This is a genomic window from Neorhizobium sp. CSC1952 (assembly GCF_030378245.1).
GTDB classification, from domain to species: Bacteria; Pseudomonadota; Alphaproteobacteria; order Rhizobiales; family Rhizobiaceae; genus Neorhizobium; species Neorhizobium oryzae_A.
Map to the genome: position 1 here is coordinate 2,091,650 of NZ_CP128416.1, position 25,641 is coordinate 2,117,290.

Sequence of the window (25,641 nt, forward strand, 5' to 3'; positions counted from 1 at the left end):
TCGGGACAAGATCGGAGGAGCATTCCATGAAGAAGATCGATATTTTCAACCATATCTGGCCGAAGCCGTTCTTCGACCGCCTCATCGGCTATATCGGCACGATGACCGACGTCACCATGCGCAGCGGCGCCGTGCCGATGATGACCGACCTCGACCGCCGCTTCCAGGTCATGGACATGTTCGGCGAGGACTATCAGCAGGTCCTGTCGCTCGCCTCGCCGCCGCTCGAAAAGCTCGCCGGCGCCGAGCGCGCCTACGACCTCGGCCAGATCGGCAACGATTCCATGGCCGAACTCTGCCGCAAGTATCCGGAACGCTTCCCGGCTTTCATCGCCACCGTGCCGATGGAAAACCAGGAATGGATGATGAAGGAAACCAAGCGCGTCATCGAGGAACTCGGCGCGCACGCCATACAGATCTTCACCAATTACAGCGGCAAGCCGCTCGACCTGCCGCAGTTCGAGCCTTTCTTCGAATATATGGCCAAGGCCGGCAAGCCGATCTTCCTGCATCCCTCGCGTGGCGCAAACTTCCCCGACTATCTCACGGAAGACCGTTCGGAATACGAGATCTTCTGGACGTTCGGCTGGCCCTATGAAACCTCGGCCGCCATGGCGCGTCTCGTCTTCTCGCGCATGTTCGACAAGTACAAGGGCCTGAAGATCGTCACCCACCATGCCGGCGGCATGGTGCCGTTCTTCGAAGGCCGCGTTGGAGCAGGCTGGGACCAGATGGGCAAGCGCACGTCCGATCGCGATCTTTCAGTCGTGCTGAAGGCGCTGGAACGCCCGCATCTCGAATATTTCAAGGAATTCTTCGCCGACACAGCGAGCTTCGGTTCGACCAAGGCGATCGAGCATGCGATCGAATTCTTCGGCGAGGACCGCGTAGTGTTCGCATCCGACGCGCCGTTCGATCCGGAAGGCGGTCCGATGTACATCCGCGAAACCATCAAGGTTCTCGACAACATGAACATTTCCGACGCCACGCGGCAGAAGATCTACGAAGGCAATGCCAAGAAGCTGCTCGGCCTGAAGTAAGCGGCCGGACTCCCAGCTGTGGAACGCGCGGGCGAGAAAACGTCCGCGCGTTTTCTATTGAGCCGGGCCGGAAAGCCGGTCGATGTAGCGTTGCGCGGAGCGGGCCACGATCTCCTGCCCGCCCTGCCGGACGTTCTGGTGCGAAAACGCGCCGTAGATGCGCTCGAATGGCCAGGGTGCCAGCCGCTCGGCGACGTCCGCAACCTCAGCAGCGCTGAGCGGCAGCATGTTCGGATAGCTCCACATGAAGGAGACATGGTCGGCGCCGGGCGTCACCTGCACGATATCGCCGGCGAGCAGCACGCCTTTGCCGTCACCGCCCGACCAATGCAGCATGGTGCCGCCGGCGAAATGTCCGCCGCCGCGGACAAGCGTTATCGCGGAGGAAAGGACAAGGGCATCGTCCTCCCAGAGCCGGATATAGTCGGAGGGGCGGCAGATCCACTCCCGGTCGGCCGCATGCAAATAGATAGGTGCGTCGAAAGCTGCGGCCCAATCCTGCATCGTCGTGTAATAATGGGGATGCGAGATGGCGATGGCGGTGAGGCCACCCAGAGCATCGATGATAGTCTTGGTCGCATCATCGATGAGCGCGATGCAATCCCAGAGCACGTTTCCCGATGGTGTCTGGAGAAGCAGGGCACGCTGGTTGATGGCGAAAGCCGGCACCGTCTGGATCGCCATCAAGCCCGGCTCAAGTTGGAGCCAGGCGTTGCGATGAGTCCCCGCCAGCTTCTCCGGCGTCGTCCAAGCCTGGCCGGAGGCGGGCACATATTGGCGTTCATCGCTGCAGATCGGGCAGATTTCCGGTGCTTCATCCGCCTCATCGAAAGAGGTGCCGCAGGCGCGGCAGAGAAAAATCGTCATCGGATCCTCCCGCGTGGTTCGACCACGCTTGTCATCAAACCGATAAGAAACGCCATCCACGGCTGAAAGGAAAGCCGCCGCTTCCTTTTCGGTCAGAACGTTCACATTCTCATCGATGGATTCACCGTTTCCAAAGGGCGGGTCCGGTAAGGTTCGAATGGATTTTCTTCACGCGTCGAGGATCGAATGACGGCCCCGAAGGCAGCCCGGCTGTTGAACCTGGACATCCTGCGCCTCATTTCGGCGCTGATGGTGCTGACGTTCCATTACGGCTTTCGCATGCGGATTTCCGGCGAGGGCGGCGGGATCGGCTTCCCGGAACTGGCGCCCCTTGCCATGTGGTTCGATACCGGTCTGCTGATCTTCTTCGCCATTTCCGGCTATGTCATCACCATGTCGGCGGAGGGCCGTTCCGCCTATGATTTTGCCGTCGGGCGTTTCGCCCGGCTCTGGCCGACCTTCATCGTCTGCGCGACCATTACGGCAGTGGTGCTCTCCATCTGGCATATGCCGACAATCGAACCGCCAACTTTCAAGCAGTGGCTGGCGCATCTTGTCATCATCTCGCGCGCTCTCGGCCAGCCCTTCCTCGATGGCGCTTATTGGACGATCGCCTACGAAATCATCTTCTACGGCTGGGTTTTCGTGATGATCGCGGCCGGCTTTTTCGAGCGTGGCTGGCGCGCCGTCGTCCTGGCCTGGCTCACGATTTCCGTCGTCAACGAGGCCGTGGTCGGCAGCGGTGCGATCCAGAAGCTGCTGATCACCGAATATTCGGGTTATTTCGCTTTTGGATTAGCCCTCTACAAGGTTCAGAAGCATTTTTCGATCGCAAATCTCTGCGTGCTCGGCGCAGCCGCCTGCTGGGCGATTGTAACGCCGTTCCTCACCGAGCCCGATTTCGTCGAAACGTACGGGCTGGGGCACTCCGTCATCGGTCTTGCATTGTCCGGGCCAGCGGCACTAGGCGCCATGACCTTGGCGGCATCGGCGCCTTCGCTGCGCATCCGTCCTGCCGTGGCGATCGGTCTCGGCGGGCTTACCTATCCGCTCTACCTGCTCCACCAGAATATCGGTTATGCCGTTTTTGCGCGTTTCGGCACGGAACAGAGCCGCTGGCTCGTCGCGCTTGTCCTGATCGCCATCCTGTTGTTCGGTTCCTGGGCGATCGCCCGCACAATCGAGCCGACGGCGCGGCGGACGATCATCCGCGCTGCCGGCCAAGTGAAAGACGGCCTGGGACGTTTGAAACAACGGACGGCCTGAATGACGGCCGGGTTTGCTTGCGGAAGCCTCCGCAATGATCAGGCCAGGGATTTGTGATTGGTGCGGAGATAATCCATCAGATCCGCCGCGGGTTTTGACAAAGGCCGCCGAAGCGAAGCGATCTGACGCACGTCGAAGGTCAGGTCGTCGCCGGCGAAATCGAGTTTCGTCAGAAGGCCGCGTTCGATATCCGCCGCCACGCTTCTTTCCAGCGAACAGGCGATGCCGACGCCTGCCGCCACGAATTCGCGCAGGAACTGATATTCCGTCGCCTGGGCCGCCACTTTCACATGGGCGATGCCCGCATTCGCGAGCAGTTTCGAGACGCCCCGGCCGAACTGCGAGGAGGGAGGCGGACCGACGAAATCGTAGCGCGCCACATCCTGCGGCCTGTTCCGCTTGCGGCGGGCGAGCGGGTGATCGGGAGAGGCGATCAGCACCAGCTTTTCGCGGCCGATGACCTCGGCGCGCATGCCTCGGATGTCCTCGTTGCCGAGAAAGCAGCCGACATCCGCCAAGCCGTCGCGTACTTCGGCAAAGACATCCTCCTGCTTGCCGATTCTCAAAACGAGCTGGATATCCGGCCGCGACAGGGCGAAGTCCGTGATTTCCTTCTTCAAGACGAAGTTCGCGAGGCTGCGTTGGCAGGATAGAACCACCTGCTGACCCGTCTCTCCGCGAATTTTTATCACCTCGGCCCGCATGTCGTCGGCTTCGGCAAGCAGTTCGCGCGCATGTTGCAGGACGCTGCGGCCGATCTCGGTCAGAAGCGGTTTGCGCCCACGCCGCCGTACGAATATCTGGCCGCCGATTTCCTTCTCGATCGCCATGATATGCGCACTGACGGAGGGTTGGGCGATGCCGAAACGGTCTGCCGCGGCCGCGAAGCTTCCCTCCTCGACCACTGCAACCAGAACTTCCATTCGCCGCAGCGTGACATTGAACATGGTGATAACCTATAGCCTATAGGCTATCAAACCTAAAGCCCTCCAACCCGTTGCTCTTTATCGTTCGGATGGATCAAATGCTGTTCGAGGATGAGGAATGACGAGGACGATCTGTTTGGGAGCCTGACGCACTGACGTCAGCCGGAGTGTCCCGCCACCCGAAGCCGAAGTTTCGGCAATCCCTGGAGACATAGCATTCCGCACGTTGCCGCGTGCGGACAGGAGGACGCATGAATATTGTCGGAATTGATATTGGCGGTACGTTCACCGATCTCGTCGGCTATGTCGACGGCAAGATCGTGACGTCGAAAACCTCGACCGTGCCGGCCGATCCGACCCAGGGCATCGCCCGCAGCCTGGAACTCGCGAACTGCGATCCCAACACGCTCAACGAAATCCTCCACGGTTCGACGATCGCCATCAATACGGTGTTGGAACGCAAGGGCGCCCGCACTGCGCTGATCACCACGGCCGGTTTCCGCGATGTCTATGCGATCGGCCGTTCGAACCGCATCCAGGCCTTCAACCTGTTCTTCAAGCGCCCGCAGCCGCTGGTGCCACGCAGCCTGACCTTTGAAATTCCGGAACGCATCCTGGCATCCGGCGAGGTCCTGGAAGCGCTGGACGAAAAGGCCCTGGCTGGAATCATCTCCGAAATCGAGGCGGGCGGCGTCGAATCCGTTGCGGTCTGCCTGCTGCATTCCTGGGCCAATCCCTCGCATGAGCGCCGCGTCGGCGAGATATTGCGCCGGGCGCTGCCGAATGTTTTCGTGACGCTGTCGCACGAGATCCTCCGCGAATACCGCGAATACGAACGCTCCTCGACGACGGCGCTCAATGCCTTCGTCGGCCCGCGCGTCGAAGGGTATCTGAAGCGTCTGGAAACCTATCTCCGCTCCGGCGCCTTCGGCGGTAAAATCCATATCATGCGATCGAACGGCGGTGTCATGTCCATCGGGCAGGCGCAGGAACAGCCGGTCTCGATGATGGAATCTGGTCCGGTCGCCGGCATGATCGGCGCCGGGCGTCTCGCAAAAATGCTCGGCCTGAAGCGTTGCATCGGCTTCGACATGGGCGGCACGACTGCGAAGTCGAGCCTGATCACCGATGGAGCGCCGGCTATCGAAACCGGCTACGTGATCGGTGAGGAGGCAGACGGCCAGCCGATGCAGCTGCCGGTCGTCAACATCGTCGAAGTCGGCGCCGGCGGCGGTTCGATCGCCTGGGTGGACAATGCCGGAGGCCTGCATGTCGGTCCGCAGAGCGTCGGCGCCGATCCGGGTCCTGCCTGCTATGGCAAGGGCGCGGACCTGCCGGTGGTGACCGACGCCGACCTGATCCTTGGGCGCATCAACCCGCAGCGTTTCCTGAACGGCGGCATGCCGCTCGACAAGGCCGCTTCCGAGCGGGCGATGATGAACAAGGTCGGGACGCAGCTGGGGCTCAATGCGGTGGAGGCGGCGCTCGGTGTCGCCAAGATCGCGGACACGTCCATGTCGCTTTCGGTGCGTGCGGTCTCGATCCACAAGGGCATCGACCCGCGCGACACGGCGATGATCGCCTTCGGCGGCGCCGGCCCACTGCATGCAATCGCCATTGCCCGCGAGATCTACATCCCGCAGGTCATCATCCCGAAACTGCCGGGAACGTTCTCGGCGCTCGGCATGCTGATGGCTTCGTGGCGCCAGGACTTCGTGCAGACCTTCATCGGCCGCGTCGGCGAACTGACGGAAGAGGCCGTCAACAAGGTCTATCAGGAACTTGTCGCCAGCGCCCGCGAACAGATGAAGCGCGACGGCATCTCGGAAACCGAAGCCGATTACCGCTTCTTCGCCGACCTGCGTTATGCCGGCCAGGAGCATGCGATCTCGATCCCGATCGAGAGCACGGCGCAGCTTTTCGGCGACACCGGCGAGGTCCGCAAGCGTTTCGATGCCGAGCACGATCGCCGTTACAGCCAGTCAGCCCCGACCGAGGCGCTGGAAGTCGTCAGCCTGCGCCTGGTTCTGACGGCAGCCCGTACGGACAATGTCGCCGAGGAATGGCTGTCGCGGCCGTGGGAGCCGGAAGCGGAGGCCGAAGTCGGCAGCCGCGATGTCGTCTTCGATGATGCCTCCAAGCCGCTCAAGACCGCCATCTACTGGCGTCCGGCGTTGCCGGCGGGTTTCAAGCTCACCGGCCCCGCCGTTATCGAGGAGCCGAACTCCACCATCCTGATCCATCCCGGCGACGAAGTGGTCGTCCACGAAGCCGGCCATCTCCTGGTGACGCTCGCAAAGCAGAGCGAGGAATAAGACATGACTCTGAAGAAGAACGATCCGATCACCGTCGAAGTCGTCCGCAATGCCATCGTCGCCTATGGCGACGAGATGGCCGAGGCGCTCTGCAAATCCGCCTACAACATGATGATCTACGAGGTCCGCGACTATTGCTGCGGTCTCATCGACACCCAGGGACGGATGATCTCGCAGAACCGCGGCGGCCTGCCAATCTTCCTCGCCGATCTCGGCATCGCCGTCGAGGACGGGATCAAGAAATACGGCCTCAAGGGTTTTGACGAGGGTGACGTGCTCGTCATGAACCACGGCCATATCTGCGGCCAGCATTTGAACAACGTCGTCGTCTACGCGCCCTGTTTCCACGACGGCGAGCTGATCGGCTTTGCCGCCAACCGCGCCCATTGGGTCGATATCGGCGGCGGCCGGCAGGGTTTCGGCTCCAACGCCACGACCGACATCTTCTCCGAAGGCCTGCAGATGCGTTCGCTGAAGATCTACAAGGCCGGCGAGCTGAACGACACGCTCTACCAGATCATTCAGGACAATATCCGTTATCCGGACGCCAGCCTCGGCGACCTGCGCGCCCAGATCGCGTCCTGCCAGATCGGCGCCAAGCGTTATTCGGAACTCGTCGCCCGTTATGGCCGCGACGTGGTCGAAAGCTGCGTCGAAACCATCTGGGATCATGCCGACAAGGCGGTCCGCCAAGTCATCGAGCGCATTCCGGACGGTACCTATTCGGCGGAGAGCTATCTCGACAATGACGGCCGCGACCTTGCCACGCCGCTCAAGATCGCCGTCAAGGTGATCGTCTCTGGTTCGACCATCACCGTCGATTTCCACGGCATGCATCCGCAGGTCAACGGACCGCTGAATGCCGGCCGATCGGGCGGCATCGCCGCCGCCCGTGTCGCCTTCAAGGCGCTCACCTCGCCGGAACTCGACGTCAACGAAGGGTGCTTCCGGGCGCTCAACGTTGATCTGCCGGACGGTACGATTCTGTCCGCCCGCCCGCCGGCAGCCCTCGGCCAGTGGAGCATCGCGCTGCCCACCGTCATCGATACGATCCTCAAGGCGCTGGCGCCGGCCGTGCCGGAACTCATTCCGGCGGCTCATAAAGGCGACATGGGCGGCTGCTCCTTCTTCGGTTTCTACGACGACGGTTCGCGCTTCCTGCTGATGAACATTTTTGGGGGCGGCTGGGGCGGCCGGCCGCATGAGGACGGGGAATCCGCCGCAGTCTCCGTCTGCCAGGGCGACGTGCGCAACACGCCTGTCGAGCTGCAGGAAATCAAATATCCCTTCATCATCGAGCGCCATGCGCTCAGGCCGGATTCCGGCGGCGCCGGCGAACATCGCGGCGGTCTCGGCATCGAACTCACCTATCGATGCCTGCGCGCCTGCCGCGGCAATATCAACTTCGACCGCACCGTCACCCCGCCTTGGGGTCTGCACGGAGGCAAGACCGGCGAGATTTCGATCGCGATCATCGAGCGCGCCGACGGCACGCAGCAGAAGGTCCACAAGGCGACCGACGTGCAGTTCAAGCCGGGCGACCGCATCACTTTCCTCACCGCCGGCGGCGGGGGGTATGGCGATCCGCGCAACCGTTCGCGCACCGATCTGGAAGAGGACATCGCCAACGGTCTCGTTTCGCCGGAAGCGGCGGTCCGCGACTATGGCTACGGCGAACCGGCTTTGCCGCGCCGCATCGCGGTGAACGGCTGAGGAGCGTGGCGATGATCGGCGAAATCCGCAGGAAACGGCTGATCGAGGCGATGGTGGACGCGGGGCTGGACGGCCTCGTGCTCTACGGCAATGCCTGGCAGAACGACTATCTGCGCTATGCCGCCGATTTCGGCATCCTCGAAGGCGAGGGGCTTGCCGTCGTCACCCGTGACGGTGACGTGACCCTCTATCTCGACGACGAGCTGGAGGGCGAGCGGGCTTCACTCGAATGCCCGGAGGTCAAGACCGTCGTTGCAAGGGACCTGATCGGAACGGTTTCGGGCGTCATCGGCCGACTCGGCAACAGCCGCATCGCGGCCGGCCCGAAGCGGCATCTGCCTTATGGGCTTGCGGCGCGTCGCGGTGATCTGCGTTTCGAGGATGCGACCGCGTTGATCGACCGGCTGCTGATGGTGAAGACCGCGGACGAACTGGCCGCCATACGCGGTGCTGCCCGGCTTGCGGACGAAGGTTATGCGGTGTTTCGCAATGCTGCCGCTGTCGGCAAGAAAGACTACGAGCTGATCGCGGAAATCGAATCCTTCTTCCGTAACGAGGGCGTCGACGACAATTTCATGATCATCGGCGTCGGCGGACCGGAAGTACGCGGCATGGCGCCGCCGCTCGGCAAGGTGCTCAAGCCCGGCGATCTCGTGACCACCGAGCTCACGCCCTGCGTAAACGGCTATTACGTGCAGATCTGCCGCACGCTGGTGGTCGGCGAGCCGAACGAGGCGCAGCGCAAGGTCTTCGGCATCTACAACGACGCGCTGGAAGCCGGCCTTGCCGTTGTAAGGCCCGGCGTCACGGCGGCGGATATCGCCCGCGCCGAGAACGACATCTTTCGCGCCCACGGACTGGGGGACTATGTCACCAGTGAATATACCCGCGTGCGCGGCCATGGCCTCGGCCTCTTCCCGGATACCAAGCCGCATATTCTCGAAGACGTGAATACGGTGATCGAGGAAGGCATGTCCCTGATCGTGCATCCGAACACCTATAACCCCGAGATCGGTTATTTCGTGCATGGCGACTCGCTGATCGTCCGCACCGACGGGCCGGAAATCCTGACGAAGACGGCGCGCCAGCTCTTCTCGGTCGATGCGAAGAGGGCAGCGGCATGAGACACGGACTGATCCTCTGGCGCGAAGACGAACTTTCAAGCGCTGACGTCAAAGCTCGGCAGGCGCGGTTGCAGCGGGCGATTGCGGCAGCCGGCCTCGACGGGTTGCTGATTTACACGAACCATGTGCGCTCGGCCGGTGTGACCTGGGTTTCCGGCTTCACGTCCTATTGGTCGGACGGACTGGTCCTGGTGCTGCGCGAAGGCGCTCCGATCTTCCTCACCGCGCTCTCCAAGCGCGTCGGCGAATGGGTGAAGTCGGTTGCCCCGACCTTCGAGGTCGCGCATTCGCCTTTCCCGGGCAAGCTTGCCGGCGAGCGGCTCGCCATGGTCGGTGCAAAGCGTCTCGGCGTGGTCGAGCTGGACCGCATGCCTGGCGGTGTGGTGGACGAGATTCTCTCCGTCCTCCCGGTCGAGCTTTCCGATGCGACCGACCTGTTTACGAAAGTTCGCGGTCAGGCCGATCATGCCGAGCTGAATCTGGTCCGCCATACGGACGATCTCGCTCGCGAGGCATTCAAGGCCGGTGATGTCAAAAGCAGATATGCCGGTGATTTCACCGGCCCGGTGGAGCGCGCCGTACGATTGGCTGGCGCCGAGGAATGTTACGTTGCCGTCGCGCCTGACCTTGCAAAGGACCGTCGATTTATCCGCACAGGCAAGGCCGAGCTCGGCCGGACCTTCGCGGTGCGGCTCTCGGTCGCCTATAACGGAGTGTGGGTCCGCCGCATCGAAACCTTCTCTTCCGTTTCCGAAATCGCCGCGCGTCTCGCCTCCGTGAGCGCCGAGCTGGACCGCGTTGCTCCCACCCTTCCGGCGGATGGTTCGATTTCGACTTTCTATCTGCCCGAGGGCGCTGGCCTTGTCGACTGGCATCTCGAAGCACCCTTTGGAACACGGCCTCTCAAGGTCGTGGCGGATGCTGAAACGTCGCTTGGCGCGCCGGTGCCTTACGGCATCCTGACGACGGCGTTTTCTCTGGATGGCGAGACCATCATCACCTCACGGCCGGTCGGGCTTGGCGACAACGTTCTGCGAGAGGCCGTCGAATGAACGCACGCGATCTCGTTTCCATTCTTCTGACGATCGATGGCGGAGACCGGAAGCTCCGCGATCTCGTCAACCTGCACACCGTCGACGCGCTTGTCTGTCTGGCGGCCGGTGCCGGTGCGAAAGAAGCCTCCTCCTTGCTTGCCTTCTATCGCGAAACCGGTGCCGGCGACGCAATCTCCTCTGCTGCGGGCGCGTCGGCGGTTATCAGGTTCACGGAATGGGATGCGATCCATGTGCCTTCCTGCGCCACGCCGGATGCCATGGCGGTGCCGGCGGCGCTGGCCTTTGCGCAGGATTACGGAACCTATGTGAAAGCCGTTGTTGCCGGTCATTCGGTCGGCGTGGCGCTTTCGGAAGCCGTCGGCGGCGTTTCGGCATTGCCGGAAACCTGGCCCGGCCTGTTCGCGGCGCCTGCGGCCGCTGCGGTCAGCGTGGCGATCGCGCTCGATCTTTCGGAAGAGCGGGTCGCACAGGCGCTGGTGCTCGCCATGGCTGGCAGTTCCGGTCGGAACGGGCGGCCTTCCGGCATGCCTTCGGCACGCTGGCTGGTGATCGGCGAGGCGACGTCCAAGGGCATCCGCGCGGCACTGGCCGCAAAGGCCGGCGTCAAAGGCGACCTCGATCTGTTGTCTCCCGCCTGGATGAAGGGGCAGGCCGCTGCCGCCGGCGCTCTGGAAGCAAAGCGCATCGACCCGATGGCGATCGCGCGCGTAGGCGTGAAGCCTTTCGTCTCGGCCCGCCAGGGGATGAATGCCATCCAGGCTTTTTCCAGTCTGCTGCACAAGGGCCTTGATCCGGATGCGATCGAAACCGTGCGGGTTTTCCTGCCGCCGGTTGCGGTTCCGGTCGTCGGCCGGCCGCTCGATACCGAAGACAGGCTTGCGACCATCGCCCATCTCGGTCTGCAGTTGGGCATCGCCGCCTATGAGCCGCCGCGACTGATGGACGTGGATCGCAGCCGGCCGTTCGACGGGAATGCCCTGGATCTAGCCAGGCGTGTCACCGTTACGGCGGATGATGGTCTTCCCGTCGAGGGCTGGCCGGCGCGGGTTGTCGTGTCGGAGAAGGGCCAGACACGTGAGGCTGTCTGGCCGCAGAACTCCGACGAGAACCTGCATAGCGCCCTCGATCGCAAACTCGAAAGCTTGCCGATGGCTGTGACGCGGCCGTTGCAGCGGATCGAGGCGGCCTTCGCGGGCGCCGATCTCTCGGCGGTCGCCGAGGCGCGTGGCCTGATGCGGAGCTTGACCGGTTTTCCGGCCCCGAAGAGCGAGGCGGCCTGAAGAGACTCTGAATTTAACATCATGACGGATGCCCGCAGAGGAGTGCAGGCATCTCATAAGGAGGAGAGAGAATGCTGAAATTCCTGAAAACACTGGCGACCGCGGCGGCATTGACCGCGCTCTCCTGGCAAGTGGCGAGCGCCCAGGCGATCGAGAAGACCGATATTACGATCGGCCTGCCGCTCAATACGTCGACCCTGCTGCCGATTTATGTCGGAGACGCCCAGGGCTTCTTCAAGGAAGAGGGAGTCAACGTGAAGGTCGTCGCCTTCAAGGGCGGTACCGAACTGGTGCGCGGCATGGTCGCCGGTGCCGTCGATATCGGCGTTGGCGCCTTTTCGGAAGCGCTGGTGGGTGTCGAGACCGGCCAGGGCGTAAAAATCTTCTACGGCGGGTTCAACATGGCGGTTTTCGACTGGTACGCCGTGCCGTCGATCAAGACGCTCGACGAAGCCAAGGGCAAGCGCTTCGGCATCTCGACCTTCGGCTCATCGACCGACTTCCTCACCCGCTATGCCCTCTCGACCAAGGGCATCAATCCGAAAACCGATGTGCAGATCGTCCAGGGTGGCGGTTCGGTCCCGCGTCTTGCCGCGATGGAAGCCGGCCAGCTCGAGGTCAACATCTTCGCGACGCCGGAAAAGTTCATGGCGGCAGACCGCGGTTTCAACCTGATCCTGCAACAGAAGTCGATCGCTCCCGACTTTCCGTTCCACGTCTTCTACGCGCGCGAGGATTTCATCAAGAACGATCCGAACGCCATCAAGGCCGTGCTGCGCGGCTTTGCCAAGGCGGTGCGCTGGGCCAAGGAGCACAAGGAGGAGTCGGTCAAGCTGCTCGCCGCAAAGCTCGGCCTCGAAGAGACCTATCTCAGCCGCGGTTACGACGATTTCATCGACGAAATCTTCGAAGACGGCCGCATGCCGAGCGAAGCCGGCATGAAGACCTTCTGGGACATCGGCATCATGAACGGCACCTACAAGGAGCCCATGCCGGTCGAAAAATACTGGGTCGGCACGTTCCACGACACCTACAACGAATGGAAGCCGTAAGCTCCGTTTGTATGATAGTATAACGAGCGGGCGGAGGCCCGCTCAGGAGGAAAGAGAAGTGGCGCAGATTGAAATCCGCGATCTCGGGATCGATTACCGCAAACCGAAGAGCGACGAGGTGTTTTCCGCCGTCGACGGCGTGGCTCTCTCGGTCGAGAAGGGCGAATTCGTCACCATCGTCGGTTCCAGCGGCTGCGGCAAGAGCACGCTGCTGATGGCCGTCGCGGGGCTTGTCGCCCTGTCGCGCGGTTCGATCCGGATCGACGGCAAGGACGTGACCGGCCCCGGTCCCGACCGTGCCGTGGTGTTTCAGGAAGCGTCGCTCCTTCCCTGGCGCTCGGTCCGCGGCAACGTCAAGTTCGGGCTCGAAATGCAGCGGTGGAGCGGGGGCAATCTCGATGAACGGGCCATGCAGATGATCCGTCTCGTCGGTCTCGGCCGCTTTTCCGACTATCAGCCGCACCAGCTTTCCGGCGGCATGCGCCAGCGCGTCAACATCGCCCGCGCGCTCGCCGTCGATCCCGAAGTGCTGCTGATGGACGAGCCTTTCGGCGCGCTCGACGCCCAGACCCGCGAGATCATGGGCACCGAGCTCTTGCGTATCTGGGAGCGCGACAAGAAAACGGCGCTGTTCGTCACCCACGATATCGATGAAGCGATCTTCCTTGCCGACAAGATCGTGGTCATGGGCCGCAACCCCGGCCATATCAAGGAAGTGATCAAGGTGGACCTGCCGCGCCCGCGTGATGAGGAGGTGCTCGACAGCGAGGATTTCCACAATCTCCGCAAGCGCCTGCGCGCGCATCTGGCGGAAGACATGTCCAGCATGCAGCTGGTGCAGGAGGTCGCATGAGATCGGCAGAAATGACCGCCGCACCGGCGGAAGCCAAACAGGTTTCCTTTTCTTTCCTGTATCCGTCCCGCTCGGCGGTGGTGGGCACATTGGCCGTCCTGCTGTTCCTTGTCCTTTGGCAGGTGGCCCCGTCGATGGGCTGGGTGAACGGCCGTTTCACCAGTCGGCCGACCGAGGTTTTCCTCGCGGCGATCGATATCTTTAGGAATGACAATTTTCTCTATCATGCGCGTATCAGCCTGACGGAATTCGTCGCCGGCTTTGCGCTGGCGATCGTCGTGTCCATTCCGCTCGGCGTGCTGCTCGGCACGTCGAAGATCGCCCGCTATCTGATCGATCCGCCGCTGATGGCGCTCTATATCGCGCCGACGCTGGTGCTCCTGCCGATCCTGGTCATCTGGCTCGGCATCGACATGGCGCCGAAGATCGCGGTCGTCTTCCTCGGCGCCGTCTTCCCGATCGTGCTGAACACGATGGCCGGGATGAGCGAGGCCGATCCGAAGCTTCTCCGCATGGCGCGTTCGTTCGGAGCCTCCAAATTCGACATCTTTTCGCGCGTGCTGGTGCCGGGCTCGCTGCCCGCGTTGCTCACGGGCATCAGACTTGCTGTCGGCCGCGCCGTGCTCGGCGTCGTGGTGGGCGAGCTCTTCGTGTCGCAGGCGGGCATCGGCTACCAGCTCAATCTCTATGGCCAGGCCATGCGCATCGACCGCCTGCTCGTCTACGCGCTGGTTGTCAGCGCCTTCGGCTATACGCTGACGATCCTGGTCCGTTCGGTGGAAAACAAGGTCCGCGATTGGAGGTCGAAATGATCGCCGAGCTCTTCTATCGCCGTCAGGCGCTGATCCTCGGCACGCTGTCGATGGTCGTCCTGGTCGTCCTCTGGCAGATCGCTGTCGACGGCGGTTTCATCAACCCGTTCTTCATTTCGACGCCGAGCCAGGTCTGGACCGAATTCGTTGCCCAGTTCGAGGACGGCCAGGTTGCGGCCAATGTCGGCGCGACGCTTTACTGTTTCGCCTGGTCGATGGGGCTTGCCACTGTCGCCGGTATCCTGCTCGGCATGCTGGCCGGCTGGTTCTCGGATGTGGAAGCGGCGCTCGAACCCTTCATCTGGTTCAAATATTCGGCCCCGACCGTCGCCTTCTATCCGCTCTTCGTCGCCTGGCTCGGTTACGGCACGCCGACGATCATCGCGATCGCCTTTCTCTTCGCGCTGACGCCGATCTATGCCAACACGCTCTCGGGCATCAAGAATACCGATCGGGACCTCGCCCGCGCCGCCCGCTCCTTCGGGGCGAAGCCTTATGACATTTTCTTCCGGGTCGCATTGCCGGGTTCTGTGCCTGTCATGATGGCCGGTCTTCGCCTCGGTGTCGGCCGTGCACTGACCGGCGTCGTGGTGGCGGAACTCTTCGGCGCCAATGCCGGTCTCGGCTATGCGATCACCTATTACGGGCAGCTCATGCAGACGACCAGGATGATGGTGTCGATCGTCATCGTCATCCTGCTCGGCGTCATCCTGACCCAGATCCTGTCGTTCCTAGAATCCAAGACCGACTCCTGGCGGACGGATACCGGCCGCTGAAACCATCGAGGATAGAGCCATGAAGATCATCGATTCCCATTTCCATTGGTGGCCGCGGTCGATTTTCGAACCGCTTCTGAAGCGTGAGGGTTTTCCGAGGGCAGTGGTGAACGCGCGCGGCGGCTACACCTATCACGGTGCCGACGGCCGCCGCGGCACGGTGGCGAGCTGGAAGGAATGGTTCGATCTCGACGAACAGCTCGGCTATATGGACAGCCTTGGCCACGACATCTCCGTCGTTTGCTCGATCGGTCCCCTCTCGGTCTATTTCTCCGAGCTTCCGGTGGAAGAGGGCCGCGACGCGGCGCTCGCCTGGAATGAGGAAATGGCCTGGGCGCAGCGGCGTTATCCCGGCCGTGTCTGGGCTTCGGCTGCCATTCCGCTCGTCGACACGAAGGTGGCAATCGACGTGCTGGACGATGCCGTCAACCGGCTTGGCCTGATGGGCGTCAACCTGCCGGGCAGCGTCGGCAAGGAAGGCATGATCGACGACGAACGGCTGGAACCCTTCTACAGCCGCGTGGAGGAACTCGGCCTGCCGGTCTTCCTGCACCCGACCGATGCGGTCTTCGCCGACCTGCTGCAGGGGTATAACGATGCACTCCACCTCAGCCTCGGCCGGGTGATGGAAGTGAGCGCAGCCGCCTCGCGCCTCATCCTCTCCGGCATGCTGGAACGGCATCCCGGGCTCAAGATCGTCATGTCGCATACCGGCGGCGCGCTGCCCTATCAGTCCGGCCGCATGGACAAGAATTCCAAGACCGCCGGCCTGCCGAAGCCGGTCAGTCATTATCTCCACCGCATGTTCACCGATACGGTTTCGCCGCACTCGGCCGGGATGAGGTTTGCGATCGAATATTTCGGCGCGGACAACGTCATGTACGGCACGGACTATCCCTGCTGGGATCCGGCCGTCTGCCTGAAGCTGCTCGACGAGATCGAGATGACGCCGGCAGTGAAGCAGAAGATTTTCCACGACAATGCAATCCGCATTCTCGGGCTGAAGCTGCCGGCTGCCGCCGCGGCCTGATCTTACTACGTTTCCGGACATATCCTGTTCGTCATTGAACATGGACCGAATGGAAACCGCATCCTAAGTTGTTTCAGGCCGCCGGGGAGAGCGGCCGGGAGGAGCAACGCATGGATCGCATGAAGAACAAGGTCGTTCTCGTATTCGGCGCCGGTTCGGTCGGGCCGGGTTTCGGGAACGGCAAGGCTGCCGCCGTCGCCTATGCCCGCGAAGGCGGCAGCGTCGTTTGCGTCGACGTCAATCTCGATGCCGCAAGAAACACGCTTGAAGTTATCGAGTCCGAGGGCGGGGCGGGTTTGGCGCTGGCTGCGGACGTCACGAAGTCCGCAGACATCGCCGCCGTAGTCGAAAAGACGATGGAGCGCTTCGGTCGCATCGACGTGCTGCACAACAATGTCGGCATCAATGCGCCGGGCGGCGCGGCGGAGGCTACCGAAGAGAGCTGGCGGCGGGTGATGGACGTCAATCTCACCAGCGCGTTCCTCACCTGCAAGGCTGTCCTGCCCATCATGGAGCGCCAGGGGAGCGGCGCGATCATCAATATTTCGTCGCTCGCCTCCATCCGGTGGACCGGCTATCCATACGTTTCATATTATGCATCAAAGGCCGCTCTCAATCATTTCACCCGGGCGATCGCGATCGAATATGCCGCGAAGGGTATCCGTGCCAACGCGATCCTGCCGGGCGTGATGGACACGCCGCATATCCAGAAGCAGATCAGCGGCTATTACGGCTCGTCGGAGGAGATGAAGGCAAAGCGCGACGCGCTTTCCCCCATGAAACGCCAGGGAGACGGCTGGGACATTGCCTGGGCTTCGGTTTTCCTGGCGTCCGACGAGGCGAAATACATCACCGGTGTCGAGCTCCCCGTGGATGGCGGACTGCATGTCACGGTTTCGGGAAGCGTGACTTCCTGAGGAGCAATTAACGTTCCGTAATATGGATCGCTTTGGCAAGTTTTTCCTCGTTCTGTGTTTTTAGGCTTGCTTAAACCTCTCGGGTTGCGCACACTCCCGCAATCCTAAGAAAATACGATCCACATCATGGATCGATGCGGATGGCTGGAGGAGCCTTTCGTCGGGAGGAGGGAACGGATCGTCGGGGAGGGCGGATTCGTTCATTTGCGGTTATCAAGCCTGCGGTCGTCCCGACGTAAAATCTTCCGGCTTGCGCCTGGCGCAGCATAAAGGAGGGAGGGTGACGCGTGACGGCAGCCAATAATACGATCGAGCCGATGGACGAGGCGTCGCTGCTGGCCGGCCTCGAAGGGGTGGCGCCCCAGCAAACCGGTTCCGTCTGGATGCGGCCCATAGAGGCGGTTGCGGCGGTGCTGCTTGTCGCCATCATCGCGCTTCTACTGACGGGCGTGATTTCCCGCTACGTCTTTTCGCTGCCGATCATCTGGATCGATGAAGTCGCGTCGATTTCCTTCCTATGGCTTGCCATGCTCGGCGCGGCCATGGCCGTCGACCGCAGCGAACATCTGCGGCTTACGCTTTTCGTCGGCATGCTGCCCGAAAAAGCCCAGGCACTTGCCGGTACGCTTGCCATGCTGCTGATGGCGGTTTTTCTCGGCGTGATGCTGCGGCCGGCCTATGAATACGCGACCGAGGAATCCTACATCACCTCGGCGGCGCTCAACATTCCGATGAGCTATCGTGCCGCGGCGCTGCCCGCGGGCGTCGCGCTGATGCTGATCCTGGCGCTCGTCAAGGCGTTGAAAGGCTCCGGCTTTCGGCAGATAGCCGTTTCCTTGGTGTTCATCGCCGCGGTGACCGGTCTGCTCTGGCTGGTGGGACCGAGCCTCAAGGAGATCGGCAACTGGAATATCCCGATCTTCCTGGTCGGCTTCGTCGCGCTGTTCCTGGTGCTCGGCGTGCCGATCGCCTTCTGCTTCGGCCTCGGAACGCTCGCCTTTCTCTCCTTCACAACGTCGGTGCCGGTCTTCGTGATGATCGGCCGCATGGATGAAGGGATGTCGAGCATCATCCTGCTTTCCGTGCCGATCTTCGTGCTGCTCGGCTGCATCCTCGACGCGACGGGCATGGGCAAGGCGATCGTCGAGTTTCTCGCTTCGCTGCTCGGCCATGTGCGGGCCGGCATGTCCTATGTATTGCTCGGTTCGCTCTTCCTGGTCTCCGGCATTTCCGGCTCCAAGGTTTCGGATATGGCGACCGTCGCGCCGGCACTGTTTCCGGAGATGAAGCGCCGCGGTCACAAGCCGCCGGAAATGATTGCCCTGCTGGCGACCGGCGCGGCAATGGCCGAGACCGTGCCGCCTTCGATCGTGCTGATCGTACTGGGGTCTGCGGCAGGCGTGTCGATCGCCGGTCTCTTCACCTCCGGTTTCGCGATCGCCATGGTTCTGCTGCTGGTGCTTGCGATCCTGGCGCGGTGGAAATCCCGGCACGAGGCCATGGAAGGCGTACGGCGCGCGCCATTCGCCGTCATCAAGAAAACCCTGCTGATCGCAGCACCGGCGCTCGTCCTGCCCTTCCTGATCCGTACCGCCGTCGGCGAAGGCATCGCGACCGCCACCGAGGTGTCGACCATCGCGGTGCTCTACGCGATGATCATCGGCGCCGTCCTCTATGGCGGTATCAGCCTTGGCCGGATTTATTCGATGCTTGTCGAAACGGCTGCATTGTCGGGTGCGATCCTGATGATCCTCGGGGCTGCCTCGGCCATGGCCTGGGCTCTCACGCAGACAGGATTTGCCGCGCAGCTCGTGGCAGCGGTGCAGGGCCTGCCGGGCGGCTGGATGACCTTCATGGGGGTCTCCATCCTGATCTTCATGGTGCTCGGCTGCGTGCTCGAGGGCCTGCCGGCGATCGTGCTGATGGCGCCGATCATGTTCCCGGTTGCCCGCTCGCTCGGCATCAACGACATCCATTATTCCATGGTGGTCGTGACCGCGATGAATATCGGCCTCATGACCCCGCCGATCGGCATCGGTTTCTACATCGCCTGCAAGATCGGCAACGTTTCGCCGGACGAGGCCATGAAGGCCATCTGGCCCTATATCGGCGCGCTGATGGTTGGCCTTCTGGTGATCGCTGCCGTGCCTTATTTCTCGACGGTCTTTCTGTAACGGCCTTGAGACACTAACCGGGAACTGAAATCGGAGGAGGATTTCATGAACGTCAACCGCAGAACGCTGCTCTTGGGCGCGGCCACGACAGGCATCGCCACGAGTTTTTCGATCCGCACGCGGCCGGCCAATGCCGCCGAGTTCACCTATAAATTCGCCAACAACCAGGCGCTCACGCATCCGATGAACGTCCGTGCCAAGGAGGCCGTCGCGAAAATCCAGGAGGAGAGCGGCGGCAGAATGGCGATCAACATCTTCCCGTCGAGCCAGCTCGGTGCGGATACGGACATGCTGAACCAGGTGCGTTCGGGCGGCGTCGAGATGTTCAGCCTTTCGCCGATCATTCTGTCCACCCTGGTGCCGAACGCATCGCTCAACGGCGTCGGCTTTGCTTTCCCGAGCTACGATCAGGTCTGGCCGGCCATGGACGGCGACCTGGGCAAATATGTGCGCGGCGAGATCGAGAAGAAGGGGCTGCTGACGCTCGAGAAGATCTGGGACAACGGCTTCCGCCAGATCACGTCCTCCAGAGGACCGATCGAGACGCCGAAAGATCTCGAAGGCTTCAAGATCCGCGTGCCGGTGAGTCCGCTCTGGACCTCGATGTTCACGGCTTTCGGCTCGGCGCCCGCCTCCATCAATTTCGCGGAGACCTATACGGCGCTGCAGACCGGCATTGTCGACGGCCAGGAAAATCCGCTGGCCATCCTGACGACGGCCAAGCTCTTCGAGGTGCAGAAATATGTCTCGATGACGAACCATATGTGGGACGGCTTCTGGATCCTGCTCAACCGCCGCTCCTGGCAGGCGTTGCCGGAGGACCTTCAGCAGATCGTCTCGAAGCATTTCAACGCCGCTGCCGAATTGCAGCGCAAGGATGTCATGGATCTCAATGCGAGCGTCCAGGCCGAGCTGGAAGGCAAGGGCATGAAGTTCAACAAGCCGGACGGCGCACTCTTCCAGGAGAAGCTGCGGACGGCGAACTTCTACAAGGACTGGAAGGCGAAATACGGCGACGAGGCCTGGGCGATCCTCGAAAAGGCCGTCGGCAAGTCGTTGGGTTGAACGGCCGATGAATGCAATTGGGAAGCGGCCTATGGAGCAGATAATTGAAAACCTGTCGGGTCTCCCGAATGGTGCCGCTTCCGGTTCCGGCGCACAGGCGGTGGAAAGGGCGCTGCAGCTCCTTTCCATCGTCGGTCGCGCTGCGGAAAAAGGGATTGCTCTGGGCGATGTGGTTGCCGAGAGCGGACTGAACAAGCCTACCGCCCGGCGGCTGCTCATGGCGCTGATGCGGTCACGCCTCGTCGAACAGGATGAGCTTACCCGCCGCTACTATCTCGGCGGGGAGCTTTACGTGCTCGGCATGCTGGCCTCGCGAAGGCACGGCCTTCTGGAAATGGCAGGCGAAAGCCTGAGGCGGCTTTCCGGCGGCTCGGCCGACACGAGTTTCGTCTCGATGCGCCGCGACGACTATGCCGTCTGCCTGCATCGGGAAGAAGGCACGCATCCCGTGCGCACCCATGCCCTGCAGACCGGCGACCAGAATCCGCTCGGCGTCGGCGCCGGTTCGCTCGCCATGCTGGCCGCGCTGCCGGATCAGGAGATCGAGGCCATCATCGGCCGGATCGAAGGCGTCATCGCCGTTCAGTATCCCGGCTATTCGCCGGAGATCATCCGCGCGGACGTCGCCCGTGCGCGGGAGAACGGCTATGCGCTCAACCCCGGACGAGTGATCGCCAATTCCTGGGGCATCGGCATGGCGATCCTGCTGCCCGACGGGCGGCTTGCCGGGGCGCTGTCGATTGCGGCGATCGACAGCCGCATGGGCGAGACGCGGCAGAAGGAGCTTGCAGGCCTGTTGCGTCAGGAGGTGGAGCGGGTGCAAGCCAAGCTGGTAACGCTCTTCAGCGCCGAAAAGCCGGTGCCTCGGAAGACGCCGCAGGCAGTACGGCCACGAACACCGGAACCGGTTTGAAACGAAGGAGAAGATCATGGCAGGAGCAGAGATCGTCGGTTGGGCCCATTCGAAATTCGGCAAGTCCGAAGCGGGTTCAACCCGGGAACTGATGGCCGAGGTGATCAGTCCGGCACTCGAGCATGCGGGCATCACGGCGAAGGATGTCGACGGCATTTTCGTCGGCGTCTTCAACAACGGCTTTTCCAAGCAGGATTTCCAGGGTGCGCTGGTGGCGATGGCAGCCGAGGGGTTCGATCACGTGCCGGCGGTGCGCATGGAGAATGCCTGCGCTACGGGCTCGGCGGCGCTCTATTCGGCGCTCGACTTCATCGCGTCGGGCCGCGGCAAGATCGCGCTGGTCGTCGGGGCCGAAAAGATGACGGCGCTGCCGACGAAGGAGACCGGGGATATCCTGCTTTCCGCTTCCTACCGCGAGGAAGAAGCGGATGTGGAGGGTGGTTTTGCCGGGCTCTTCGGCCGTATCGCCAGCCATTACTTCCAGCGTTATGGCGACCGTTCGGAAGAACTGGCCATGATCGCCGCCAAAAACCACTCCAACGGCATGAAAAACCCCTATGCCCATATGCAGAAGGATTTCGGCTTCGACTTCTGCAACACGGTGTCCGACAAGAACCCTTATGTGGCAGCGCCGCTTCGCCGTACCGACTGCTCGCTGGTCTCCGATGGCGCGGCTGCATTGGTGATCGCTACGCCCGAAGTGGCGGAAGGCATGAGGCGCGCCGTGGCCTTCAAGGCGCGCAACCACGTCAACGACATCCTTGCCATGTCGCGGCGCGATCCGATCGCCTTCGAGGGCGCACGTCTCGCCTGGCAGAAGTCGCTCGGCGAAGCGGGCGTCTCGCTGGACGATCTGAGTTTCGTCGAGACGCATGACTGCTTCACCATAGCCGAACTCATCGAATACGAGGCCATGGGGCTTGCGAGGCCCGGCGAGGGCTACCGCGTCATTCGTGAAGGCATCACCCGAAAGGACGGCCGGTTGCCGGTGAACCCGTCCGGAGGTCTCAAGTCCAAAGGTCATCCGATCGGCGCGACCGGCGTTTCCATGCATGTCATGGCGGCGATGCAGCTTTGCGGCGAGGCGGGCGAGATGCAGGTGCCGGATGCAAAGCTCGCCGGTGTCTTCAACATGGGTGGCGCCGCCGTCGCCAACTACGTCTCCATTCTGGAGCGGACGAAATGAATGTAGCCGGTTCGGTTGCGAAGGCTGCTCCGAAAGGCGGGCTTTCGCCTTGCTCGACGCGGGTGATGAATCTCGCTCGTTTCGTGACGCAGGCGATGCGCCGCGAACCTCGAGGTATCGCGCTCGTGTGGGCGGACAAGACCTGGACCTGGGAGGAGTTCGAGGCGCGCATCGATGCGATGGCGGCCGCGCTGCAGCAGCGGTTCGGCGTCGCGAAGGGCGATCGCATCCTGGTTCAGTCGCAGAACTGCAATCAGATGTTCGAATCGATGTTCGCCTGCTTCCGGATCGGTGCGGTCTGGGTGCCGACCAATTTCCGGCAGACGCCGGAGGAAGTCGCCTATCTCGCGAAGGCGAGCGGGGCGACAGGCATGATCTGCAATGCGTCCTTTCCCGATCATGCCCGCGTCGCGCGCGAAACCAATGCGGAAATCGGTTTTGTCGTCGCCATCGGCGAGGCAGATTTCGGACCGCCCTACGACGCCATCGTGGAGGAGTTTTACGGCAGGAAGCCCATCGAGGCGCGTGTCGAGCGTGACGATCCATGCTGGTTCTTCTTCACCTCCGGTACGACTGGACGGCCGAAGGCGGCGGTGCTGACCCACGGCCAGATGGCTTTTGTCGTCAACAACCACCTCTGCGACCTGATGCCGGGCGTGACTTCGGCGGATGCGGCGCTGGTCGTGGCGCCGCTTTCGCACGGAGCGGGCGTCCACCAGCTCACGCAGGTGGCGCATGGAGTGAAGACCATCCTGCTGCCGACGGAGAAATTCGACATCGAGACTGCCTGGGCGCTCATCGAAACGTGGCGCGTCTCGACCATGTTCACGGTGCCGACCATCCTGAAGCTGCTGGTCGAGCACCCGGCGGCGGAGAAATACGATCATTCCTCGCTGCGCTATGTCATCTATGCCGGCGCGCCCATGTATCGGGAGGACCAGAAGCGGGCGATGAAGACGCTCGGTCCGGTCATCGTCCAGTATTTCGGGCTCGGTGAGGTGACGGGCGCCATCACCGTTCTGCCTCCCGCGCTGCATTCGGCCGAGGATGGCGAAGGCGTGAGGGTCGGCACCTGCGGGATCGAGCGCACAGGCATGCAGGTTTCCATTCAGAACGACGCGGGCGACGAATTGGGGCCTTACGAAACGGGTGAGATCTGCTGCATCGGCCCGGCCGTGTTCGCCGGCTATTACGATAATCCCGAGGCCAATGAGAAAGCGTTCCGCAACGGCTGGTTCCGCACCGGCGACCTCGGCCACGTGGACGACCAAGGCTTCCTCTACATCACCGGCCGCGCTTCCGACATGTATATTTCCGGCGGCTCGAACGTCTATCCGCGCGAGATCGAGGAAAAGCTGCTCACCCATCCCGATATCAGCGAGGCGGCGGTGCTCGGCGTGCCGGATCCGCTTTGGGGCGAGGTGGGTTATGCCGTCTGTGTCGCCAAGCCGGGCGCTCAGGTCACCGAGAAGGAGATGTTTGCCTTCGTCGACGGAAAGATGTCCCGCTACAAGATGCCGAAGCGTTTCATCTTCTGGGATGCGCTGCCGAAATCCGCCTATGGCAAGATCACCAAGAAGATGATCCGCGAAGAACTGCAGGCCCGGGGAGAACTGGATCAGAAGCCGGCTAATGACAGGCCCGCACTCCGCCGGCTGGAGCATCCGGGTCCCCCAGCGCCGGTGCGGCGGGAGGCGGTGCGGACCGAACTGAAGCCTGTCGCTGGCGTGCTGCGACCGGGGGAGGTCTTTCTGGCGGGCATTGCCCGCGTCTTTGCGGAAGCCGGCTGCAAGGGCGGTTTCGTCACCGTCGAGGGCGGCGCCTGCGATCCGTTCCGCTACGTGCTGCCGGCATTTTCGCCGGACACCGCGCATGCCGCCTGGTACAGCGCGACCTTCGCGCCGGCGGCGGGAGGCAGGTTTCAGACGGCCACCGTTATCTTCGGAGAACGCGACGGCGCGCCGTTCCTGCACTGCCACGGCATCTGGGACACGGGCGAAGATACGCTCCGGATGGGCCATGTTCTACCCTTCGACAGCGTGGTGAGCCAGCCGGTTGCGGTCAAGGGCCATGGCAGCGTGACGACCACCTTCGACTCCGTTCCCGATCCCGAAACGAATTTCACCCTCTTTTCCGTCAAGGGTAGGGGCGAAGAAGGCAACGGCATCCTATTGCGGGTGCGGCCGAATGAAGATGTCGCAACGGCTATCGAGGAAGTCTGCCGGACGCACGGTATCGAAAGCGCCCGTGTCTACGGCATAGGCAGCATCAATGAGCCGGTGTTCGAGGACGGCCGCCGCATCGTTTGCCTGGCGACCGAGATCGCCATCGAAAACGGCTCTCTGGAGAAGACGCCCGAGGGCCTTCGCACTTCACTGGATGCGGCGGTCGTCGATACCGACGGTGTCCTCTATCACGGCAGGCTTGCCAGGGGTGACAATCCCGTCGGCGTCACTTTCGAACTGGTCATCGTCGAAAACCGGGAGAGCTGAACATGCGGAGTGTCGTCGTCACGGGTGCGGGATCGGGGATCGGCCTTTCGACGACGGAGCTTCTGATCGACGCAGGCTGGCACGTGGTTGCCGCCGATCGCGACGCCGATGCACTGGCGCGCCTCAGCGAGAAGCTCGGAAACCGCACCGCACTGCTTACACCCGCAATTCTCGACGTGACGGACGAGGCGGCGGTGGCGCGGATTGCCGATCGGTGCCGGACGCTGGCCGCTCCGCTGGCGGCGCTGGTCAACAGTGCTGGTATCGCGGCCAATGTCCGGTTCGCGGATACGACGGCCGACACGCTTCGGCGTATCTATGAAGTGAATGTCGTCGGCGCCTTCTCGCTGTCGCAGGCGCTGGCACCGATCCTGCGCGAAAACGGCGGCGGTTCGATCGTCCATATCGCCTCCGTCTCCGGCATCAAGGGCAATCTCGGCCGCTCCGCCTACGGAGCCTCGAAAGGTGCATTGATCACGCTCACGAAGATCATGGCGGTGGAGCTTGCCGACGACCTGATCCGCGTCAACGCCATTGCGCCGGGACCGATCGAGACGCCGATGGTGCGGGAAACCCACACCGCCGTGACGCGGGAGGAATGGCATCGTACCGTGCCGATGCGGCGCTATGGCCAGCCGGAGGAGATCGCATCGGCAATCGCATTCCTGATCGACGACCGCCAGTCGTCCTATGTGACCGGGCAGATCCTTGCCGTCGACGGAGGGTTCACGGCGGCCGGGCTCATGGCCTGAACCAATCCGGGACATTGCGGGCTTTGTGACAAT

Annotated in this window: 21 protein-coding genes and 1 pseudogene; 20 read left to right on the plus strand and 2 right to left on the minus strand. The window is 62.6% G+C overall.

Annotation, left to right across the window (positions count from 1 at the left end; genetic code table 11):
- Nucleotides 1-26: 26 nt before the first annotated feature.
- A complete protein-coding gene (locus QTA58_RS10385; RefSeq protein WP_289672710.1) occupies nt 27-1,040 on the plus strand; it encodes an amidohydrolase family protein in 1,014 nt (337 codons plus the stop codon).
- A 54-nt stretch (nt 1,041-1,094) separates the two neighbouring features.
- Here the strand turns inward: QTA58_RS10385 and QTA58_RS10390 are convergent, their stop codons facing one another.
- Entirely contained in the window at nt 1,095-1,907 is an 813-nt protein-coding gene (locus QTA58_RS10390; protein ID WP_289672711.1) for an MBL fold metallo-hydrolase, read from the minus strand.
- Between the two features lie 186 nt (nt 1,908-2,093).
- Between QTA58_RS10390 and QTA58_RS10395 the strand changes: the two genes are divergently transcribed.
- On the plus strand, nt 2,094-3,173 hold the full coding sequence (locus tag QTA58_RS10395) for an acyltransferase (protein WP_289672712.1): 1,080 nt from the start codon (nt 2,094-2,096) through the stop codon (nt 3,171-3,173).
- A gap of 38 nt (nt 3,174-3,211) precedes the next feature.
- On the opposite strand, the gene QTA58_RS10400 is transcribed toward QTA58_RS10395, so the two are convergent.
- A complete protein-coding gene (locus QTA58_RS10400) occupies nt 3,212-4,120 on the minus strand; it encodes a LysR family transcriptional regulator (RefSeq protein ID WP_289672713.1) in 909 nt (302 codons plus the stop codon).
- Between the two features lie 230 nt (nt 4,121-4,350).
- Between QTA58_RS10400 and QTA58_RS10405 the strand changes: the two genes are divergently transcribed.
- From QTA58_RS10405 to QTA58_RS10490, 18 genes and pseudogenes are all read left to right on the plus strand, one after another.
- Nucleotides 4,351-6,414 (plus strand): hydantoinase/oxoprolinase family protein, encoded by a 2,064-nt coding sequence (locus QTA58_RS10405; RefSeq protein ID WP_289672714.1) that lies wholly within the window; start codon nt 4,351-4,353, stop codon nt 6,412-6,414.
- A gap of 3 nt (nt 6,415-6,417) precedes the next feature.
- The gene (locus QTA58_RS10410) at nt 6,418-8,127 is read left to right on the plus strand and encodes a hydantoinase B/oxoprolinase family protein (RefSeq protein ID WP_289672715.1); all 1,710 of its coding nucleotides are present in this window, start codon (nt 6,418-6,420) and stop codon (nt 8,125-8,127) included.
- An 11-nt stretch (nt 8,128-8,138) separates the two neighbouring features.
- Nucleotides 8,139-9,251: a Xaa-Pro peptidase family protein gene (locus QTA58_RS10415; protein ID WP_289672716.1), complete on the plus strand. Its 1,113-nt coding sequence runs from the start codon at nt 8,139-8,141 to the stop codon at nt 9,249-9,251.
- Nucleotides 9,248-10,303, plus strand: a complete 1,056-nt coding sequence (locus QTA58_RS10420) for an aminopeptidase P family N-terminal domain-containing protein (protein ID WP_289672717.1) — start codon at nt 9,248-9,250, stop codon at nt 10,301-10,303. The genes QTA58_RS10415 and QTA58_RS10420 overlap by 4 nt, the downstream gene beginning before the upstream one ends.
- A complete protein-coding gene (locus QTA58_RS10425) occupies nt 10,300-11,586 on the plus strand; it encodes an MmgE/PrpD family protein (protein WP_289672718.1) in 1,287 nt (428 codons plus the stop codon). Before QTA58_RS10420 ends, QTA58_RS10425 begins: the two co-directional genes overlap by 4 nt.
- 71 nt (nt 11,587-11,657) lie before the next feature.
- Nucleotides 11,658-12,638, plus strand: a complete 981-nt coding sequence (locus QTA58_RS10430) for an ABC transporter substrate-binding protein (protein ID WP_289672719.1) — start codon at nt 11,658-11,660, stop codon at nt 12,636-12,638.
- Between the two features lie 58 nt (nt 12,639-12,696).
- Nucleotides 12,697-13,491: an ABC transporter ATP-binding protein gene (locus QTA58_RS10435; RefSeq protein ID WP_289672720.1), complete on the plus strand. Its 795-nt coding sequence runs from the start codon at nt 12,697-12,699 to the stop codon at nt 13,489-13,491.
- Nucleotides 13,488-14,303: an ABC transporter permease gene (locus QTA58_RS10440; protein ID WP_085419805.1), complete on the plus strand. Its 816-nt coding sequence runs from the start codon at nt 13,488-13,490 to the stop codon at nt 14,301-14,303. The genes QTA58_RS10435 and QTA58_RS10440 overlap by 4 nt, the downstream gene beginning before the upstream one ends.
- Nucleotides 14,300-15,079 (plus strand): ABC transporter permease, encoded by a 780-nt coding sequence (locus QTA58_RS10445; protein ID WP_289672721.1) that lies wholly within the window; start codon nt 14,300-14,302, stop codon nt 15,077-15,079. The genes QTA58_RS10440 and QTA58_RS10445 overlap by 4 nt, the downstream gene beginning before the upstream one ends.
- 19 nt (nt 15,080-15,098) lie before the next feature.
- Nucleotides 15,099-16,109 carry an amidohydrolase family protein gene (locus QTA58_RS10450; RefSeq protein ID WP_289672722.1) on the plus strand — a complete coding sequence of 337 codons (1,011 nt, stop codon included), beginning with the start codon at nt 15,099-15,101 and terminating at the stop codon, nt 16,107-16,109.
- A 110-nt stretch (nt 16,110-16,219) separates the two neighbouring features.
- On the plus strand, nt 16,220-17,026 hold the full coding sequence (locus tag QTA58_RS10455) for an SDR family NAD(P)-dependent oxidoreductase (RefSeq protein ID WP_085419802.1): 807 nt from the start codon (nt 16,220-16,222) through the stop codon (nt 17,024-17,026).
- Nucleotides 17,027-17,343: 317 nt separating this feature from the next.
- A complete protein-coding gene (locus QTA58_RS10460; protein ID WP_289673108.1) occupies nt 17,344-19,200 on the plus strand; it encodes a TRAP transporter large permease subunit in 1,857 nt (618 codons plus the stop codon).
- 45 nt (nt 19,201-19,245) lie between these two features.
- A complete protein-coding gene (locus QTA58_RS10465) occupies nt 19,246-20,265 on the plus strand; it encodes a TRAP transporter substrate-binding protein (RefSeq protein WP_289672723.1) in 1,020 nt (339 codons plus the stop codon).
- 31 nt (nt 20,266-20,296) lie between these two features.
- Nucleotides 20,297-21,178 (plus strand): IclR family transcriptional regulator, encoded by an 882-nt coding sequence (locus QTA58_RS10470; RefSeq protein WP_289672724.1) that lies wholly within the window; start codon nt 20,297-20,299, stop codon nt 21,176-21,178.
- Nucleotides 21,179-21,194: 16 nt separating this feature from the next.
- A complete protein-coding gene (locus QTA58_RS10475) occupies nt 21,195-22,364 on the plus strand; it encodes an acetyl-CoA acetyltransferase (protein ID WP_289672725.1) in 1,170 nt (389 codons plus the stop codon).
- Nucleotides 22,361-23,980 (plus strand): annotated as a pseudogene (locus QTA58_RS10480) (acyl-CoA synthetase); the annotation flags it as partial. The gene QTA58_RS10475 and the pseudogene QTA58_RS10480, both read left to right, overlap by 4 nt.
- A gap of 396 nt (nt 23,981-24,376) precedes the next feature.
- On the plus strand, nt 24,377-24,856 hold the full coding sequence (locus tag QTA58_RS10485; RefSeq protein WP_289673110.1) for a DUF296 domain-containing protein: 480 nt from the start codon (nt 24,377-24,379) through the stop codon (nt 24,854-24,856).
- A gap of 2 nt (nt 24,857-24,858) precedes the next feature.
- Nucleotides 24,859-25,608, plus strand: coding sequence for an SDR family NAD(P)-dependent oxidoreductase (locus QTA58_RS10490; RefSeq protein WP_085419796.1), 750 nt, complete (start codon nt 24,859-24,861; stop codon nt 25,606-25,608).
- Nucleotides 25,609-25,641: the final 33 nt, after the last annotated feature.